Source organism: Nannocystis punicea (assembly GCF_026965555.1).
In the GTDB taxonomy this organism is placed as follows: Bacteria; Myxococcota_A; Polyangia; order Nannocystales; family Nannocystaceae; genus Nannocystis; species Nannocystis punicea.
Map to the genome: position 1 here is coordinate 333,296 of NZ_CP114040.1, position 17,377 is coordinate 350,672.

10 protein-coding genes are annotated in these 17,377 nt (G+C 71.1%); 9 read left to right on the forward strand and 1 reads right to left on the reverse strand.

Annotated elements, in window-relative coordinates; all coding sequences use genetic code 11:
* The first annotated feature begins 91 nt into the window (after nt 1–91).
* From O0S08_RS01215 to O0S08_RS01235, 5 genes are all read left to right on the forward strand, one after another.
* On the forward strand, nt 92–694 hold the full coding sequence (locus O0S08_RS01215) for a hypothetical protein (protein ID WP_269037087.1): 603 nt from the start codon (nt 92–94) through the stop codon (nt 692–694).
* A gap of 2,253 nt (nt 695–2,947) precedes the next feature.
* Complete coding sequence (locus O0S08_RS01220) at nt 2,948–3,433, forward strand: hypothetical protein (RefSeq protein WP_269037088.1); 486 nt, start codon at nt 2,948–2,950, stop codon at nt 3,431–3,433.
* Between the two features lie 5,263 nt (nt 3,434–8,696).
* Entirely contained in the window at nt 8,697–9,179 is a 483-nt protein-coding gene (locus O0S08_RS01225) for a hypothetical protein (RefSeq protein ID WP_269037089.1), read from the forward strand.
* Between the two features lie 1,290 nt (nt 9,180–10,469).
* Nucleotides 10,470–11,081 (forward strand): hypothetical protein, encoded by a 612-nt coding sequence (locus O0S08_RS01230; RefSeq protein ID WP_269037090.1) that lies wholly within the window; start codon nt 10,470–10,472, stop codon nt 11,079–11,081.
* A gap of 104 nt (nt 11,082–11,185) precedes the next feature.
* Nucleotides 11,186–11,629, forward strand: a complete 444-nt coding sequence (locus O0S08_RS01235) for a hypothetical protein (RefSeq protein ID WP_269037091.1) — start codon at nt 11,186–11,188, stop codon at nt 11,627–11,629.
* 13 nt (nt 11,630–11,642) lie between these two features.
* On the opposite strand, the gene O0S08_RS01240 is transcribed toward O0S08_RS01235, so the two are convergent.
* Complete coding sequence (locus O0S08_RS01240) at nt 11,643–12,635, reverse strand: ATP-grasp domain-containing protein (protein ID WP_269037092.1); 993 nt, start codon at nt 12,633–12,635, stop codon at nt 11,643–11,645.
* 1,082 nt (nt 12,636–13,717) lie between these two features.
* Here O0S08_RS01240 and O0S08_RS01245 point away from each other — a divergent pair.
* The 4 genes from O0S08_RS01245 to O0S08_RS01260 all read left to right on the forward strand — a co-directional run bounded on the left by O0S08_RS01245 (nt 13,718) and on the right by O0S08_RS01260 (nt 17,301).
* The gene (locus O0S08_RS01245) at nt 13,718–14,068 is read left to right on the forward strand and encodes a hypothetical protein (RefSeq protein ID WP_269037093.1); all 351 of its coding nucleotides are present in this window, start codon (nt 13,718–13,720) and stop codon (nt 14,066–14,068) included.
* Nucleotides 14,065–15,999 carry a hypothetical protein gene (locus tag O0S08_RS01250; RefSeq protein ID WP_269037094.1) on the forward strand — a complete coding sequence of 645 codons (1,935 nt, stop codon included), beginning with the start codon at nt 14,065–14,067 and terminating at the stop codon, nt 15,997–15,999. The genes O0S08_RS01245 and O0S08_RS01250 overlap by 4 nt, the downstream gene beginning before the upstream one ends.
* A gap of 3 nt (nt 16,000–16,002) precedes the next feature.
* Nucleotides 16,003–16,788 (forward strand): hypothetical protein, encoded by a 786-nt coding sequence (locus O0S08_RS01255; protein WP_269037095.1) that lies wholly within the window; start codon nt 16,003–16,005, stop codon nt 16,786–16,788.
* Between the two features lie 75 nt (nt 16,789–16,863).
* Entirely contained in the window at nt 16,864–17,301 is a 438-nt protein-coding gene (locus O0S08_RS01260) for a THO complex subunit 7 family protein (protein ID WP_269037096.1), read from the forward strand.
* Nucleotides 17,302–17,377 lie beyond the last annotated feature (76 nt).

Below are 17,377 nucleotides of genomic sequence, written 5' to 3' on the forward strand. Positions count from 1 at the left end.
GTTCTGGGTGCGCCGAATATTCCTACACAGCGCGACGGAGGGAATCATCCCACGGAGCGCCCGAGAGAGAGAGAAGAAAGGAACTCCCCAAATGTTGCGTAATATCCTGATGATTTGTCCTGTCCTGGCCGTGGCGTCGCTCGTGGCCAACCCGACGATGGCGCGCCCGCTCACCGCCGAGGCGGAGCAGACGAACGGTGGTCAATGGGGGCAGGGGGTCGGCAAAGACGTTCGCCCGGACCAGGGCATCGGCCTCGATACCGCCACGCTGCTCGAGGCGTGCGTCCAGACCCAGATCTTCGTCGCCACGGGCTCCGACGACCGCTCCTACGATTGCGACACCCTGAGCGGCCCGGTCTGCCTGGCGGCTTGCGACAACGAGATCGAGGACGTGGCGGCGAGCTGCCGCAGCCAGTGTGAGGACGGCGGGGCGCTGTTCTGCGCGCCCAGCGAGGTCACCGCGCGCTGGGGCAACAACGGCTTCGGGCCGTGGGGCGGCCTCGGCCCGTGGGGCGGCTTCGGCCCGGGCATCGGCCCGTGGGGCGGCATCGGCCCGTGGGGCGGCATCGGCCCCGGCTTCCGCCCCGGCGTCGACGCGTTCGAGCCCATCGACATCCGTCCGCCGGACCTCGAGGAGGTCGTGTTCGTCGATACGAAGACGTGCCTCCAGCTCGACGTGGCGGAGGGGGTCTGACATGACCGTCCGCGGGCCTGATCGTCGCGGTCATCCCCGGCGCCGCCGCGCCGAATGACGAGAGCGGTCGCCCGCAACGCAAGAATCGGCGATTCGTCGCCCGACAGACCTGCCCCCGCGTCGATCTCGGAGGACGCGGACGGGACTGTCGCAAGCTCCGCGGTCGTCTCCGCCGCCTGTCTGTCCTGGCCGTCCTGGGAGGGGTGCGTCAGGGCGCAGACGGCGGAGCGACCCGGCGATCCGGGCCCGAGCCAATATCATGAGGGCCCGGTGAGTCGCAAAAACCGCCAGCGTTGATTCGGCCATTGTCGACAGTCGTCGAGCGTGGCCGGCGCCGGCGGACGCCGGGTGCAGGTCGAGAGGGGCGTCGTGACGCGCCGAACGGACCTGGACCCGGCCGCGAGGTCGTCAGCGCACGCGCTGGCGGCCGCGTCGGCCGACGCGAGGCCGCGAGGCCGGGTGCAGGTTCGAGAGGGGGACGTCGCTTGGCGCCGAACGGACCTGGAACCGGCCTCGAGATCGATCGCCAGCGCGGCTATGGGCATGATCGGCAGTAGGCCGATGGTGCGCCCGCGCTGGCGGGCGCGTAGGTCGACGCGGGGCAGCGAGGCCGGGTGCAGGTTCGAGAGGGGGACGTCGCGAGGCGCCGAGCGAACCTGGACCCGGCCTCGAGGTCGGCCGCCAGCGCGGGCGCATGATCGGCATACTGTCGATGGTGCGCCCGAGCTGGCGGCTGCGTCGGCCGAGGCGAAGCTGCGAGGCCGGATGCAGGTCGAGACGGAGTGTCTTGCGGCGCCGTTCGGACCTGGACCCGGTGCCGACGTCGGCACATGCCCCAAGGGACATGCCGTCACGCGAGAATCGGCGGCGTCGATACGGCCCATGAGACATGGCATGCGCGCCGCTGAAGCGGGCGGGCGGGTCGCCACGACGCGCTCGGGAACGGCGACAGAATTTGTTCAAGGAGACATCCTTACAGCGCTGCGGAGGCGCTCTGGCGCGGGCGGCCCGGTCGCCGGCGGCGCTGGGTCAGGAGATCTTCGCATCCGGCGAATGAGACATCTTGCGAGCAGCGGGCGGCCCGCGCGGGCCGTCGCCGAGCGCCGGGGCGAAGATCGACGCGCTCGAGGAGCTCGCGCAGCGAACGTGGAGATGCTGCTCGCCGCGGCTTCTCTTTCGGGGCCGGAGTCTCGAGGCGCGGAGAGCTCTCTGTGCTGCGGGCGGCCCGGTCGGCTCGCGCGGGCACGGTCTCGTCGCACCGGCGCCCGCGCGCCGGCGCCGCGGGCCGGCCGCACGCACCTCGAGGAGATTCGGCCGGCGCCCGCGCGGGCGCGCTGGCGCAGCGGGTCCGCCGCACGAGGTCGACGACGCGACAAGTCCCCCGAGACATGCGGCGAGCTCGCGGAGAATTTGCTCGTCGCGGTCTCGCATCCCGCTCCGGAGGCCGACGCGGGCGAGATGTCCCGTGGGACATGTCGGCGCGCGGAGCTCCGGCGGGTGTGCCGGCGGCCCGTTCGCCGGCCTATCGCTCCGCGGGCGACCCACTCAAGAGCGCAAGAATAGGGCCTTTTGGACATGTGCGGCGATAGGCGAGCCGAGCCGGCGGGCGGGCCGGACGGCGCGAGCGGAGCTCCCGCGGTGCCGGCGGTCCGGTCGCCGGCGCGTCGCTCCGCGCGGCCTCCACATAAAATAATGGCCTTTGGGCCATGTGAAGCGATAGGCGGGCGGATTGCGCCGGCGGGCGGGCCGGACGCGACGAGCCCCGGCCGGCTCGCGCGCCCGGGCAAGGGCCGGGAGTGCCACGAATGTCGCAGCGAATGCGACGTGTGCGTGGCGAATGATCGATGTGCATTGTCGAGGCCCGACCGCGGCGTCCGGCGTGTCGTCGTGCGCGGGCGCCTCCGGATGGGCCGGCGCGGGCGCGTCGCATCGTCAATGATGATATGTATTTAACATTGGGGCGTCGAAATCGCCGGACCGCGGAGCGCGGCGAATTCCGGCCCAGCGCGGCGGGCGGCGACGAGCCCGGCGATCGGAGCCGCCGCTCCGCGCGGACGGCGGGCGTGTCCGCAGATCCGGCGAGGAGCGGCCGCCCGGGCGCGTCGCCGCCGGTTTTCCTCCGGTCGCGCCGGCGCCCGCCGATGCGATTCGCCACAGTCCGGCATTGCCTCCGCGCGGGCTCACTGAATATTCCCAAGCGAACGCCGCGGGAATGAGCCCGCGGCACGGTCGAGACAGAAGAAAGGAATCCCCATGCTTCGCAAGCTCCTGATGCTCTGCCCCACTCTCGCCTTCGCGCTGCCGTTGATCGCGGCCGGGCCGTCGCTGGCGCGCCCGCTGTCGATCCCCGCTCAGCCGGCGGAGTGGTGCTGGGGCGGTAACGACTGCGGCGATCTCGGCGACGACGTGCTGCTCGCGGTGTGCGTGCAGACCCAGATCTTCGTCGCCACGGGCGAGGACGATCGTGCTTACGAGTGCGACACGCTGACCGGCCCGACCTGTCTCTCCAACTGCACCGGCGACGACGCGGCGACCTGCCGCAGCCAGTGCGACGGCGCCGGCGCGCTGTTCTGCGCGCCCAGCGACCTGAAGACGCGCCACGGCGACGACGACGACGACGATGACGATCACGACCACGACAACGACTTCGACGACATCGACTTCGACGACATCGACCTGGACGACGCCATCTTCATCGACACCAAGACCTGCCTCGAGCTCAATGTGAACGATCTGTGAGCGCCCGGCCTCGATCGGAGCTGCTGCGTCCGGCGTCGTCGCGCCGGCCGGGGGACGCAGCCGATCGCGGCGACGAGCGGCGAAGAAGGGGCGGGGAGCCGATTTTCCCCGCCGCGGCGGACCGCCTCCGCGACGATCGGAGGCGTGTGCATCGGTCCGCCGGAATCATAGGGTCGTCTCCGCCGCCTGTCTCTCCTGGCCGTCTGGGAGGGTGCGTCAGGGAGCAGGCGGCGGAGACGCTCGTGGTCGCCCCGCCGGGCGTAGCCCGCGTCGCCGAGAGTTCGACGCGGGCTATTTTTTTCACCACCGAGTGCGACGGATGCGAATGCGACGCGCACGGAGAGAGCGCCCCGCCGTGTGGGCCGGGGAGGTCGTGGGTCGACGCGGGAAGGCGTACATCCGACACCTCCCTGCTATGCGCGGGGTGGGTCGGCCGTGCAAGCGGAGATCGTCGGCGCGAGCGTCGAATCGGCCGCTGCGGGGCTGATTTTCGGCGGTGGGGAATCGAGGGGCGCAGCCGGCTCCGGGGCGAGGACGGCGGTGCTGTTCCGCGGGCCTTGTTCTGCGGGCGCGACGAATCGGCGGCGCAGCCGGCTTCGGTGCGAGTCGGCCGACGACGCCGGCGCGATTCTCCTGAGCGCGTCCGGCGTGCGAGGCAGACGATCGCGGCGGCCGGATAGGCGGCAGCGGCGAATCGGGGCCAGACGGCGTGGGCGCGTCGCAGGACGCGGGAGCAGCGGTCGTGCTCCGCGGCAGCGACGAATCGAGGGGCGCGGTCGGCTCCGGCGCGAGTCGGCCGACGAAAGCCGGCGCTATTCTCGTGAGCGCGTTCGGCGGCGCGGCAGACGGTCGCGGCGGCCGGAATAGGCGGCAGCGGCAGATCGGCGGCAAATGGCGTGGGGCGCTTCGCAGGACACGGAGCAGCGACCGTGATGCACGGCGCCCACGAATCGTGGGGCGCAGCCTGCTGGCCGCAGAAGGTCGGCTGCGGCCCGGACTCGTGACTGCGACGAATCCTTGGCGCGCCACGGGCCGGGCCACGTTGCGCGCCGTGAACGCGAGGCGCGGCGAGCGGGAGCCGACGCCGCGGCGGTGATTCGCGGCTGCGAGGAATGCCGAGAGCAGGCGCGTTCGTCGGCGGTCGATAGCGACCCGATGGGGCGGCGCCAGCGGATCGGGGCGCGGCGAGCTTGCGGCAGCTCGTGCGCAAGCGCGGCTGATCTGCGGCTGCGAGGAATGTCGGGCGCAGGCGCGTCCGTCGGCGGCGGAGAGCGACCGGGTGAGTGGCGTCGGCGTGTCGGGCGCGGTGAGCTTGCGGGAGCTCGTGCGCAAGCGCGGCCGATTTATGGCTGCGAGGAATGTCGGGCGCAGGCGCATGGGTCGAGCGCCCCGGTGCGGCGCTGGCGTGTCGGGCGGGGGGAGCTCGCGGCAGCTCGAGCGCAAGCGCGGCGGCGTTCGCTGTCGCAATGAATTCGGGCGCAGGCGCGTGCGCCAGCGATCGAGCGCAGGCGCGCGCTCCGGTGATCGAGTGCGACTCGAGGCGGTGGTGCCGGCGAGCTTGCGGCAGCTCGTGCGGGCGCGCCTGCTCATGCTGCGCGAGCGAGCCGACCGAGACCGCCGGGCCGAGCATTCGGTCACGGTACCGGGGGGAGGAGGTCCGAGCGATGGGCCCCGAGGGCGCGCGATGGGTGTTGCTCGTGTCGCGGCGCGCGGCGATGACAGAGCGGGCGCCGCGGTGCCAGAGCCGCTGGTCGCGCGTCTTGCCACGAGAGGCGCCATGGTTCTTCTTGCGCCGCGACTCATCTCGATCCTGTAGTTCGATTCTCTTGCCGCGTATGCCCGGCGTAGCGAGGGCTTCGCGGTGGTACCTTTATCTTTGTATCCCGGAGCTCCCCATCGGCTCGGCGTCGTCGCGGCCTACCATCCTGCTTCGTGGTGCAGCTGCGGCTTCGAACGAGCGAAGCGCTTGCGAGGGCCGCGTCGCTCGAGTCGGCGAGGATCGCCGGAGGCGAGTAACTGTCGCTTGCCCGGGACGCTGCGCTCACCGCGGGATTCGGGGCTGCCGCGCGAAGCGCAGGGGCGACGTGAGGCGGCGCGTGGATCGCAGCGTCGAAGCCGAGCAGCAGAGGGCTGGCGAGCGCCGTGTCGAAGGAGAACAGCTCGAAGGCCGGCGAGCGCAGCGTCGAAGGAGACTTGCTCGAGGGCCGGCGAGCGCAGCGGCGATGCCAGGCAGCTCGAGGCTGGCGAGCGCAGCGGCGATGCCAGGCAGCTCGAGGCTGGCGAGCGCAGCGGCGAAAGCCGTGTAGCTCGAGGACCTGCGAGCGCAGCGTCGAAAGCCGGGCAGCTCGAAGGCCGGCGAGCGCAGCGTCGAAGGAGACTTGCTCGAGGGCCGGCGAGCGCAGCGTCGAAGGAGACTTGCTCGAGGGCCGGCGAGCGCAGCGGCGATGCCAGGCAGCTCGAGGCTGGCGAGCGCAGCGGCGAAAGCCGTGTAGCTCGAGGACCTGCGAGCGCAGCGTCGAAAGCCGGGCAGCTCGAAGGCCGGCGAGCGCAGCGTCGAAGGAGAAGTGCTCGAGGATCGGCGAGCGCAGCGTCGAAAGCCAGGCAGCTCGAAGGCTGGCGAGTGCAGCGTCGAAGGAGAAGTGCTTGAGGATCGGCGAGCGCAGCGTCGAAGGGCAGCTCAGAGTCGGCGAGCACAGCGTCGAAGGAGAATCGCTCGAGGGCCGGCGAGCGCAGCGTCGAAGGAGACTTGCTCGAGGACCGGCGAGCGCAGCGTCGAAGCCGGGCAGCACAGAGTCGGCAGCGCAGCGTCGAAGGAGACTTGCTCGAGAGCCGGCGAGCGCAGCGGCGAAGCCAGGCAGCTCGAGGCCGGCGAGCGCAGCGGCGAAAGCCGTGCAGCTCGAGGGCCGGCGAGCGCAGCGTCGAAGGAGAAGTGCTCGAGGACCGGCGAGCGCAGCGTCGAAGGAGAATCGCTCGAGGACCGGCGAGCGCAGCGTCGAAAGCCGAGTGGCTCGGAGCCGGCGAGCGCAGCGTCGAAAGCCGAGTGGCTCGGAGCCGGCGAGCGCGGCGTCGAAAGCCGAGTGGCTCGGAGCCGGCGAGCGCAGCGTCGAAGTCGAAGGAGAATTGCTCGCGGGCCAGGCGAGTCGCTCGGGACCGGCGAGCGGAGCGTCGAAAGCAGGATCGCTTGAGGCCGGCGAGCGCGGCGTCGAAGGCCGAGCAGTTCGGAGTCGGCGAACACAGCGTCGACGCAGAATTTCTCAAGGATCGGCGAGGGCCGCGTCGAAGGCGGGAAGATCGGCGAGCGCAGCGTCGAAGCAGAAAAGGCTCGAGGCCGGCGAGCACAGCGTCGACGCAGAATTTCTCAAGGATCGGCGAGGGCCGCGTCGAAGGCGGGAAGATCGGCGAGCGCCAGCGTCGAAGCAGAAAAGGCTCGAGGCTGGCGAGCACAGCGTCGACGCAGAATTTCTCAAGGATCGGCGAGGGCCGCGTCGAAGGCGGAGGATCGGCGAGCGCAGCGTCGAATCGAATGCTCGAGGGCCGGCGAGCGCAGCGTCGTCGAGGCAGAAAAGGCTCAGGGGCCGGCGAGCGCAGCGTCGAATCGAATGCTCGGGGGCCGGCGAGCGCAGCGTCGTCGAGGCAGAAAAGGCTCAGGGACCGGCGAGCGCAGCGTCGAATTTGATGCTCGAGGACCGGCGAGGGCCGCGTCGAAGGCGGAGGCTCGGCGAGCGGAGCGTCGAAATGGAAGCTCGAGGCCGGCGAGCGCAGCGTCGTCGAGGCAGAAATGGCTCAGGGACCGGCGAGCGGAGCGTCGAAATGGAAGCTCGAGGGCCGGCGAGCGCAGCGTCGAGGCAAGAAGGGTTCAGGGACCGGCGAGCGCAGCGTCGAAGCAGAAAAGGCTCGAGGCCGGCGAGCGCAGCGTCGAAGTCGAAGTCGAATTGCTCACGGGCCAGGCGAGTAGCTCGGGACCGGCGAGCGCAGCGTCGAAGCAGGATTGCTTGAGGATCGGCGAGGGCCGCGTCGAAGGCGGGAAGATCGGCGAGCGCAGCGTCGAAGCAGAAAAGGCTCGAGGCTGGCGAGCACAGCGTCGACGCAGAATTTCTCAAGGATCGGCGAGGGCCGCGTCGAAGGCGGAGGATCGGCGAGCGCAGCGTCGAATTGAATGCCCAGGGACCGGCGAGCGCAGCGTCGTCGAGGCAGAAATGGCTCAGGGACCGGCGAGCGCAGCGTCGAATTGGATGCTCGGGGACCGGCGAGGGCCGCGTCGAAGGCTGAGGATCGGCGAGCGCAGCGTCGAAATGGAAGCTCAAGGGCCGGCGAGCGCAGCGTCGTCGAGGCAGAAATGGCTCAGGGACCGGCGAGCGCAGCGTCGAAATGGAAGCTCGAGGGCCGGCGAGCGCAGCGTCGTCGAGGCAAGAATGGTTCAGGGACCGGCGAGCGCAGCGTCGAAGTAAGAGACTGTTCGAGGGACGGCGAGCGCAGCGTCGAAGTAAGAATTGTTCGAGGACCGGCGAGCGCAGCGTCGAGGCCGGGGCAGCTCGACTGGCGAGCGCCGCGGTCGATCGGGGGCGCCCTGGCTGGCTGCGGGTCGGTCGGCCGGCACCGGGAGCGGGGCCAGCCGGAGCGGGCGCCGGGGCGCGGCGGACTTCGCTGTCGGCCGCTCGGCGCCTCGGGTGAATCAGGAGAGTGTCCGAGCGGACATGTCTTTTTTTAAAAAGAACAGAAAAGCGATCGCGGGCGGGCCGGTCGCGGGGGGCGGGGGCCGCCGTTCGGCGGCCCGCAGAGTGCCGCCGACGTCGTATTCACTGCGACGTTGTGCGTCGAAATGATATATGTGCATAGTAGTTCGAGTCGACGCGTCTTCGGGCCCGCGTCCGTGCGCGGAGCCCTCCGTCGAGGCCGCCGCGGCCGCGACGCATCTTCAATGATGATATGCACTTGCGCGGCCGCGAGGGCCGGCGGCGGGCTCGTCGTGGCGATCCGGGGCGCTATGGACAATGCGCCGCGCGGCGGGCGGCGACAAATTTGGCCGATCGCAGGCGTCGAATCGCCGTAGACGCCGCCGCCGCCGGACATGCGCGCAATGCCGCGAAAACGATGAATTCGCCGATCTGAGCCGGAACTGCGGCCCCTGGACGGCCGAACTAGCCGGGCTCGGCGATGCGATTCGCCACAATCCGGCATTGCGCCTTTTCGGGGCTCACTGAATATTCCAACCGTCGCGGGGACGAGCCCCGCGACGCTCCGAGAGAAACGAAAGGAACTCCCAATGTTGCGCAAGATCCTGATGCTGTGCCCCGCCCTGGCGTTCGCGCTGCCGTTCATCGCGGCCACCCCGTCGATGGCCCGCCCGCTGTCCATCCCCGTCGAAGCGTCGGAGTGGGGCGGTCAAGACTTCGGCGACGACGTGCTGCTCGCGGTGTGCACGCAGACCCAGATCCTGGTCCAGACCGGTTTCGACGACGACCGCGCCTACGAGTGCGACACTCTGGCCGGCCCGAGCTGCCTCGCCACCTGTGACAACGTCGCCGGCGAGGCCGTGCAGACCTGCCGCAGCCAGTGCGACGGCCAGGGCGCGATGTTCTGCACGCCCAGCGACCTCAAGGCCCGCTGGGGCGGCGGCCTGCTGGGCGGCGGCCTGGGCGGCGGCTGGGACGACGGCTGGGACGACGGCTGGGACCAGGGCTTCGACGACAACGCCCTCTTCATCGACACCTCGACCTGCCTCGAGCTCAACGTCAACGAGATCTGACCGCGCTCGCCCGTGATGGACGCCGCCGCCATTCATCACGGCTCTGAAGGACGGGTGGCGATGGAGGAGCGGCGCGGGGTGGACCATCGCCCCGGCCGCGGCAGGCCGGCCTCTGCGTCGACCAGGGGCGAGTGCACGGGCCTGCCGAAAGGTGCCGACAACTGAATAAGGTCGTCTCCGCCGCCTGTCTCTCCTGGCCGTCTGGGAGGGTGCGTCAGGGAGCAGGCGGCGGAGACGCTCGTTGGCCGCCCCGCCGGGCGAGGCACGCGCCGCCGAGAGAGTTCGGCGCGGCCTTGTTGCGAAGGAACACGGGATGAAGGTCGAGGGCACGCCGCTGCGTCGACCGGTGAGGTCGAGGGTCGACGCGAAGAGAGGCGTGCGTCCGACACGTCAGCTATGACGCGAGGCGCCGGACGTGCAAGCGACGACCGCGGCGCGGCGATCGAGCCGCGAGACGACGAATGGTGCGAGGCCGCGGCGACGAGCTGCGCGGGCGACTCCGGCGCGTCCGACGGCGAGGAGCGAGCATGCTCGCTCGCCGGCTCGGCGCGCGACGGATGAATCGCGGCGTGCGACGGTGAGGAGCGAGCATGCTCGCTCGCCGGCTCGGCGCGCGACGGATGAATCGCGGCGTGCGACGGCGAGGAGCGAGCATGCTCGCTCGCCGGCTCGGCGCGCGACGGATGAATCGCGGCGTGCGGCGGCGAGGAGCGAGCATGCTCGCTCGCCGGCTCGGCGCGCGACGGATGAATCGCGGCGTGCGACGGCGAGGAGCGAGCATGCTCGCTCGCCGGCTCGGCGCCGCGACGGAGATATCGCGGCGTGCGACGGCGAGGAGCGAGCATGCTCGCTCGCCGGCTCGGCGCCGCGACGGAGATATCGCGGCGTGCGACGGCGAGGAGCGACCATGCTCGCTCGCCGGCTCGGCGCCGCGACGGATGAATCGCGGCGTGCGACGGCGAGGAGCGAGCATGCTCGCTCGCCGGCTCGGCACGCGACGGATGAATCGCGGCGTGCATTGCTCGCAGGACGTCGCGTGATTGTGCCGCGCGCCCCGCCGCTCGCTACGAGATCGCGGCCGCGGGGCTGCCGGCCGCAGGCCGCCCGCTCGGCGCCCGGGATTCACCCGCGCACACGGTCGTCGGCCGGCGCGCTCGGCAGGGTGGATGGGTGGTACGACGAATATCGGCAGTGGGGTCATTGCATACTCCCGTGGAACTCCCAAGATTTCATCGGATGCGCGCGACAGGATTGGCCTGTCGCCGCGCCTCGCAAGAAAGGAACCCTCCCATGTTGCGTAATCTTCTCGTGTTGTTCCCCGCGGTCGCGCTCGCATTGCCGATGGTCGCGGCCGCGAAACCGCTGACCTCGCAGGTCGAGGAGTCCGCCCACAAGCCGGGCAAGAAGCCGGGCAAGAAGCCGGGCAAGAAGCCGGGAGAGAAGCCGGGGGAGATGCCCGGCGAGACGCCCGACAGCGGCGAGCCCAGTGACGATTCCAGGGGGCTCGAGCTCGACGTGTGCGCGACGGCCAGGGCGCTGGCCGAGGGCCACGCCTGTGAGCTGCAGTTCGGCGACTTCTGCCTCGCGGCCTGCGACGTGACGGCGGACGATGTGGCCGCGTGTCGCAGCGCGTGCGTCGATGACGGCGCACTGTTTTGCGCCACTCGCCACAAGCCGGGCAAAAAGCCGGGCAAGAAGCCGGGCAAGAAGCCGGGCACCGAACCCGGCGGCGGCACCGAGCCGACCGAACCCGGCGGCGGCACCGAGCCGACCGAACCCGGCGGGACCTCGCCCGGAGGTGAGCAGCCGGCCAGTCCCGGCGCCGCCCCGCACGAGGACGGCGGGCTGGTCTTCATCGACGCCGCGCGCTGTGCCTCGCTCGGCGTGATCGTCGACGGCTGATAACAGACTGGCGGACGCGACCGGCCACCCGCGTCGTCGCGCCCGCCAATCCGCGTTCCGGCGCGTGGTCTTGACAATCCGGCCGCGCGCGCTAATGCCTCGTCGTGGCGACATCTACGACGATCGACCGCGGTGCTCCCCCGGAGATATTGACCCGTCTGTTGCGGGCCGAGCTGTCGGCGGTGGAGACCTACCGCGGCGCGCTGGCGCGGCTCGACGACAGGGCCGCAGGCGCACAGCTGAGGCAGATCTGCGTCGACCACAGCCGTTCAGTCCAGGTCCTGCGCGGCCTGCTGCTCCGCCACGGCGAGGCCGCGCCGGACTCGACCGCCAGCCATTCGCGCGCCGCCGACGTGTCCGGCGACCATGGCCTGGCAGCCACAGTGCACGCCCTCCGCGACGACGAGGCGCGCCAGGTCGAGGCGTACCGCCGCGCGCTGTCCGACCCGGCGCTGACGCCCCAGGTCAAGGCGATGATCCGCAGCGACCTGCTGCGCCGCAGCGAGACCCACGTCCCGACGCTCGAGGCGTTGATCGCGGCCGATTGACCCGCTCCGCGGCTCACGCGGGGGCGGACGCGGGGACGATCGCGCGGGCGACGAACCCGCTCCGGAGCGCCTCGAGCTCGTCGACCAGCTCGACCTCGGGGCGCTTGTGCATGACCTCGCCGATCTGCACCATCGCCGACGGGCTGGTGAAGTTGATCTCCGACAGCAGGTCGCCGATGAAGTCGAGGCCGAGCAAGTAGAGGCCGCGCGGCACCAGCTCGGCGGTCACGGCCGCGACGGCCTCGAGCTGGCGCGGGGTCGGGTCGAAGGCGTGGAAGGAGGCGCCCTGGTGGAGGTTGGCGAGCCGCGAGCCGGGCCGCGGGAGGCGGGTGACGCTGCCGAGGATCCGGTAGCCGATGGTCAAGATCCGCAGGTCGCCGCGGGTGGTGACCGCGTCCTGATAGGGCTGCACGACGGCCTCGCCGTATTGTTGCCACCAGTCCAAAAGGACAGGTTCCGCGGCGTCGGGGCGAAAGAAGGCGATGCCGATCCCGCTGCATTCGCCGATCGGCTTGACGACCGCCTCGACCGGCTGCGCCCGCACTGCCGCGAGCAGGTCGGCGAATTCGCGGCAGTGCACGGTGGCGATCGAACAGTCGGGGAACCGCACCGGCAGGAGGTGCTCGGAGTGCCGCAGGACCTCGGCCGGCTCGTTGATCTGCAGGCGCCGCCCGTCGAGCGCGGCGAACCGCTCGGCCCAGCCGCGGTAGCGGCCGTCGACCGGCGGGTCCTTGCGGTGGACGAGGACGTCGTAGTCGAGCGCGGCGGCGGCCCGCAGCTCGCCGGTGCCGACGTACGGGGGCCGCGTCGGGTCGCTCCACAGCACCGGCCGGACCGGCAGGGTCGCCAACCACGTATCTGTCCCCAGGGACATGTCGGTCGTGAGCAGGTCGCAGTAGTCGACCTCGATGTCGCGCGCCAGCAGCTCCGCCATGAGCCGCAGGGTGGTGTCGAAGCGCGGCTGAAAGCTGGCGACCGGATCGGCGGTGACGAGGTAGCGCGGCATGGACGACAGGCACTCGTTTAATGGAAGCGGCGCCGCGAGTCACTCGCGACGAGGCGCGTCGAGGCGCGCGGGCGAAATCGCGCATATGGCCCCGGCCGCGTCGGCGCCGCTCGTGCGCGGCGAGCAGGCCCGATCGATCCTTCCGTCGCCGCGGGCTCACCGCCCGTCCGCGCTGGCGATGCTGATCTCCACCCTCGTGGTGCCGTCGCCGCCATCCCTGAGAGTGAGAGTGTCCGCCATGTCCCGCGGAGTCGACACGACGAGGGGACCTCTGCCGGGTTGCCAGCGGGAGCCGGTCACCGGACGGACGAATCGCGCCATCCGCTCGTCGCCCTCCGCCTCGCTGCCGAGGCACTGGACATAGAACGCGCGCACGCGGCGGAACGGCGCCGCTACGTCCCCCACGTGAGAGCAGCTGTCCATGCGCCCCCTCGTCGTACATCGAGCGGTCCAGATCTTCGTGCCGGGGAACAGCGGGACGCGCTCCTTGAACCATCCGTCGCCGGGGCACGCGGGCGGCGGCGAATGTTCGTCCGGTCGGCGCTTATGCTCCGTGCACGCCGACGCGACCGCGAGTGAGACGCCCACGAGGGCGAGGCAAGCGGTCAGGGAGCGGCGGCCCAGAGGCCCTCGAGCGTTCGCATGCGTCATGGGAGGGCTTCTTCTCCGAGCGGATCGCTCGACGTGAGGCGGGAGTACGACCGTCGACGAGGAGCGAGCGCGGGGCGTGGGTTCGATTCGCGCGAGACGACGGTGATTCGCGGGAACATTCGAATCGCCGCGAATGATGAATCATGGCACGGAGGTTCGTCGGTGTCACGAGCATGGGCGCCGGGCGGGCCGGCGCGCCCGGCCCGGGGTCGATCTCGGGCCTCTCGAGGGGTCGACGGCGACGGGCCGTGGCCTCGGTCTTCCGTTCGAGAGAGCGCGATCATGTGCGGCGCGGCCGTTCGAAGTTACACGATCGCGCGCTCGCTCGGCGATGACCTGTCATGCTGCTCCGGCCCTCCCTCGTAGGCGGCCTGTAGGCCGTCGGCTATCGTCGTGTCTGGTACGGACAGGGACGACCTGTCTCTTCGACCATGCTGAAGATCCGCCGCCCGCAGATCGACGCCCTCGCGGCCCTGTCGCGGCGGCGCTTTGCCGCCGACGCCGGCGCGCACCTCCGTCGCGTCCACCCCGAGCGATGGGCGGCCGTCGCGGACGCCCCGCTGCACGGATGGGTCGAGCGGCGCATCGTTCGTGGCCTCAAGCTCGGCCTGGTCGAGGAGCTCTCGCTGCTGCGTCACCTCGAGGTCGCGTCGCGCCTCGACGAGCGCTTCGCCGACTCGAACGACGCCCTCGCAGTCCTCCACGACCTCGACGGACTGCGCCGCTGGCCCGAGCCCATGGCCCTGCTCGAGTGCCTGCACCGGGCCACGGTGACGACATGACCCAAGGAGCAGGTTCTCCGCCCGCCGGGCCGCCGGCCCCCCCGCAGCCGCCCGCGCCGCCGACCCCGCCGGCGCCGCCCCAGGCCCCCGCGGCACCGCCCGCGCCGGCGCAGGCACCCGTGCCCCCGCAGGCCCCGGCGCAACCTCCCGCCCGGGTCCCTGCGGGTCCGCCCGCGCCGGCGCAAGCACCCGCGTCCGCGCCCGCCTCCGCACAGGCGCCCGCCTCCGCGCCCGCGCAAGCGCCCGCCTCCGCGCCCGCGCAAGCGCCCGCCCCTGCGCCCGCGCAGGCACCTGCGCCGGCGCAGGCACCTGCGTCCGCGCCGGCCCCCGCGCAGGCGCGCCCGTCGACCCCGCAGCAGCCCGCAGCCCTGCGCAGCAACGCCGGGCAACCGGCGGGGGCCCCATGTGCGACCTGCCAGCAGGGGCGTCCGCCGCCGAACCCGCCGTGCGACTACGACAAGGTCGAGATCAAGTGCAAGCACTGCGGGGTCTACGACCAGCGCGAGGACATCCAGCGCGTCACCTTCACGCTCGACGCGGCCACCGGTCAGCGGTCGAACAACCTCGTGCGCTCGCCGAACCGACTGCGCGAGTTCGTCACCGATCGCTTCGAGGTGACGGGGCGCGACAAGGTCACGCTCACCGTCTCGGGCGGCCCCGGCTTTCACCCCGACCACCCGGCCATGACCCTCACGCCGCCGGCGGTGATCGGCCCGCCGCGAGTGCTGCGCGGGCCGACCCACGAGGTCGAGGTCGACTACGAGCCCAACTGGTTCGAGAACCGGATCGCCAACCTCGACCGCCTCGGCTTCTCCGCCGGCCTGCGGCAGTTCTTCTTCCCGCGCCACGCCGCGTGGCAGCTCGAGATCCTCGCCTGCGGCGCGCGGCAGGAGCAGCACGCGTTCCGGCGCTTCACCCATACCATCGCCGTCTATCCCAAGGACACCTTCAAGCTCTCGCTGAACCTGCCCGCGTTTCGCCGGGCCGAGACGGCCTCGTCCGACTACAGGGAGGGTCGCGTCCAGGGCACCTCGCGGTCGGTCACCAACACGAGCCCCTACGGCCGGACCTCGGACACGACGCGGGAGGAGACCCGCGCGACCGACAACTCATACATGTACCGGCAGACCCAGACCTCTGCCAGTCGCCACGGCTCGGTCACCCAGACCCAGACCCTCGCCACTCTCGGCGGCCGCGACCTCAGCGGCGATCGCTACAGCGAGGGCGAGGCGCCGGGCAGCGCCGGGGCGACCGCCGTCCGCAGCTTCACCTTCACGCACAATGGCCAGGACTGGTCGCAATCGATCAAGGTCGCCGAGTTCATCGAGACCATCGTCGACCTGCGCCGGCAGATCATGAGCCTCATCGAGTTCTTCCGGTCGCTCGCCAACCGGATGCCGCGGATCGGCTGGACCTTCACCGTCGAGGCCGAGATGTTCAGCGGGAGCCTCGAGTACGAATGGGGCTACAAGGAGTGGAAGAAAGACCACACCGTCTTTCAATATTACAAGCTCGAGGTCTCGCTCACCGTGGTCTCCGTCAAGTTCGAGATCGCGTTCGGCATCGAGCTGCTGGGCGCGCGGGCCCAGATCTACGGGGCCATCACCGGCGAGTCCAAGTTCAGCGCCACCCGCGAGGCCGAGCCCGACGGCGACGGCCCGGCCGCGACGCTGAGCTCGGGGGTGCAGATCGGCGGCGAGCTCGGGGTCCGCGGCGCGCTCGGCGACTGGGTCGAGGTGGTCGGCCGGATCAACGCCGGGTTCGAGGGCAAGGACGAGATGGAGCTCGCGCCCTTCAAGCTCAAGACGAAGCTCGAGCTGTCCGAAGGGAAAGGCACCTTCACCGCGCGCAGCCGGCTCCTCTTCAGCGTCACCCGCAACGTCACCATGTGGCGCAAGTACGGGCTCATCGACCGGACCATCATCGGGTGAGGCATGCCGACCGTCGATTACCTCAACATCTCCGTCCACGGGTATGCGTGCGAGATCCTCGTCAACGACGCGCCGATCGCCCGCACGCCCCTCGGCGACCCCTATACCGCCACCCCGCCGATCAGCGAGTGGCTGATCACCGGCGACAACGAGCTCGCGGTGCGCATCGACGCGGTCGCGCCGCCGACGGCCTGCCGCGACCCGCTGTCGCCGCGGCGGCTCATCGTCCAGCGCTGCGTCGGCGAGCTCGGGGAGGTCGTCCCCGCCGGAGAGGACCAGGTCCTCGACGAGATCGACTTCACCCCGCACCCCGACGATGCTCCGCTCGTCCTGCCGCTGCGGCTGTCGGACCCGTTCCGGCTGCCGAGCGGGCCGACCTGGGCGTGGCAGTCGGCGCCGCGCCTGCAGCTCGACGCCGCGACCATCGCCGAGCTGCTGATGTTCCTCGACGTCGTCCACGCCGACCTCGCCGTCGGCGACATGAGCTCGCTGCTGTCGCGCCAGCAGATCAAGTTCGCCGAGGTCGCGCCGCTGTGCGACACGACCCCGGAGGCCGCGCAGGCCGAGCTCAGGGACCAGTTCACCGCGCTCGCGGCCGACGGCGCCTGGTCCGTCGAGCCGCTGCGCCCCGACGACCTCGAGCTGCGCCTGTGCTGCCACGGACGAGTGGTCGAGCCGCGCACTCGCGACGGCCGCCCCGCGCTGCGCGGCCGGGCCGCCGAGGGCAGCGAGTGGTCGCTGCCGATCTTCATCGCGCGGATCGACGGGATGTTCGAGATCGTCCGCTGACGCCGGAGCCGCGTCGCCGCGCGAGGCGGTGCAACCCCGGGACCGCCGGTTCTGCATGTGTGGATAGGCCGATAGGTGCTGGGCGATCGCAATTTTCGCTGCGACCTGGGCCGGGAGCGATCGTCCTTCTCCCGCGAGATGTCCCCGAACCAAGCCAGTCGCACCTTCACGATGACCACCCTCGCCGCCGGATTGCTCGCGCTCGTCGCCCTCGGCGTCGCCGGCGTCGGTTTCAGCGATTACCTGCGCGTCCAGAAGAACATCGCCCGTTCCCGCGACGAGCTCGAGCAGGCGAAGGTCGACCTCTCCCAGGTGAAGTACGACGAGCATGGCGACGTCGTGGTCGCAGACAATTCTCGGTTCGAATGGGCGATGATTACAATGGAGACCCACACGAACTCCATCCGGGACTCGCGCCGCCAGGAGTCGAACACTTACCCGTACATCGGCGGCGGCGTCCTCGGGTTCCTGGTGTTCACGTTCATGGCCGTGCGCAGCACCCGGAGGTCCTAGCCGAAGTCCGTCCGCGAGTTATCGCCCGTGTGCGGGCGCTCTCGAAGGACGCGCGACCTGCCTGCGTACGGGCATG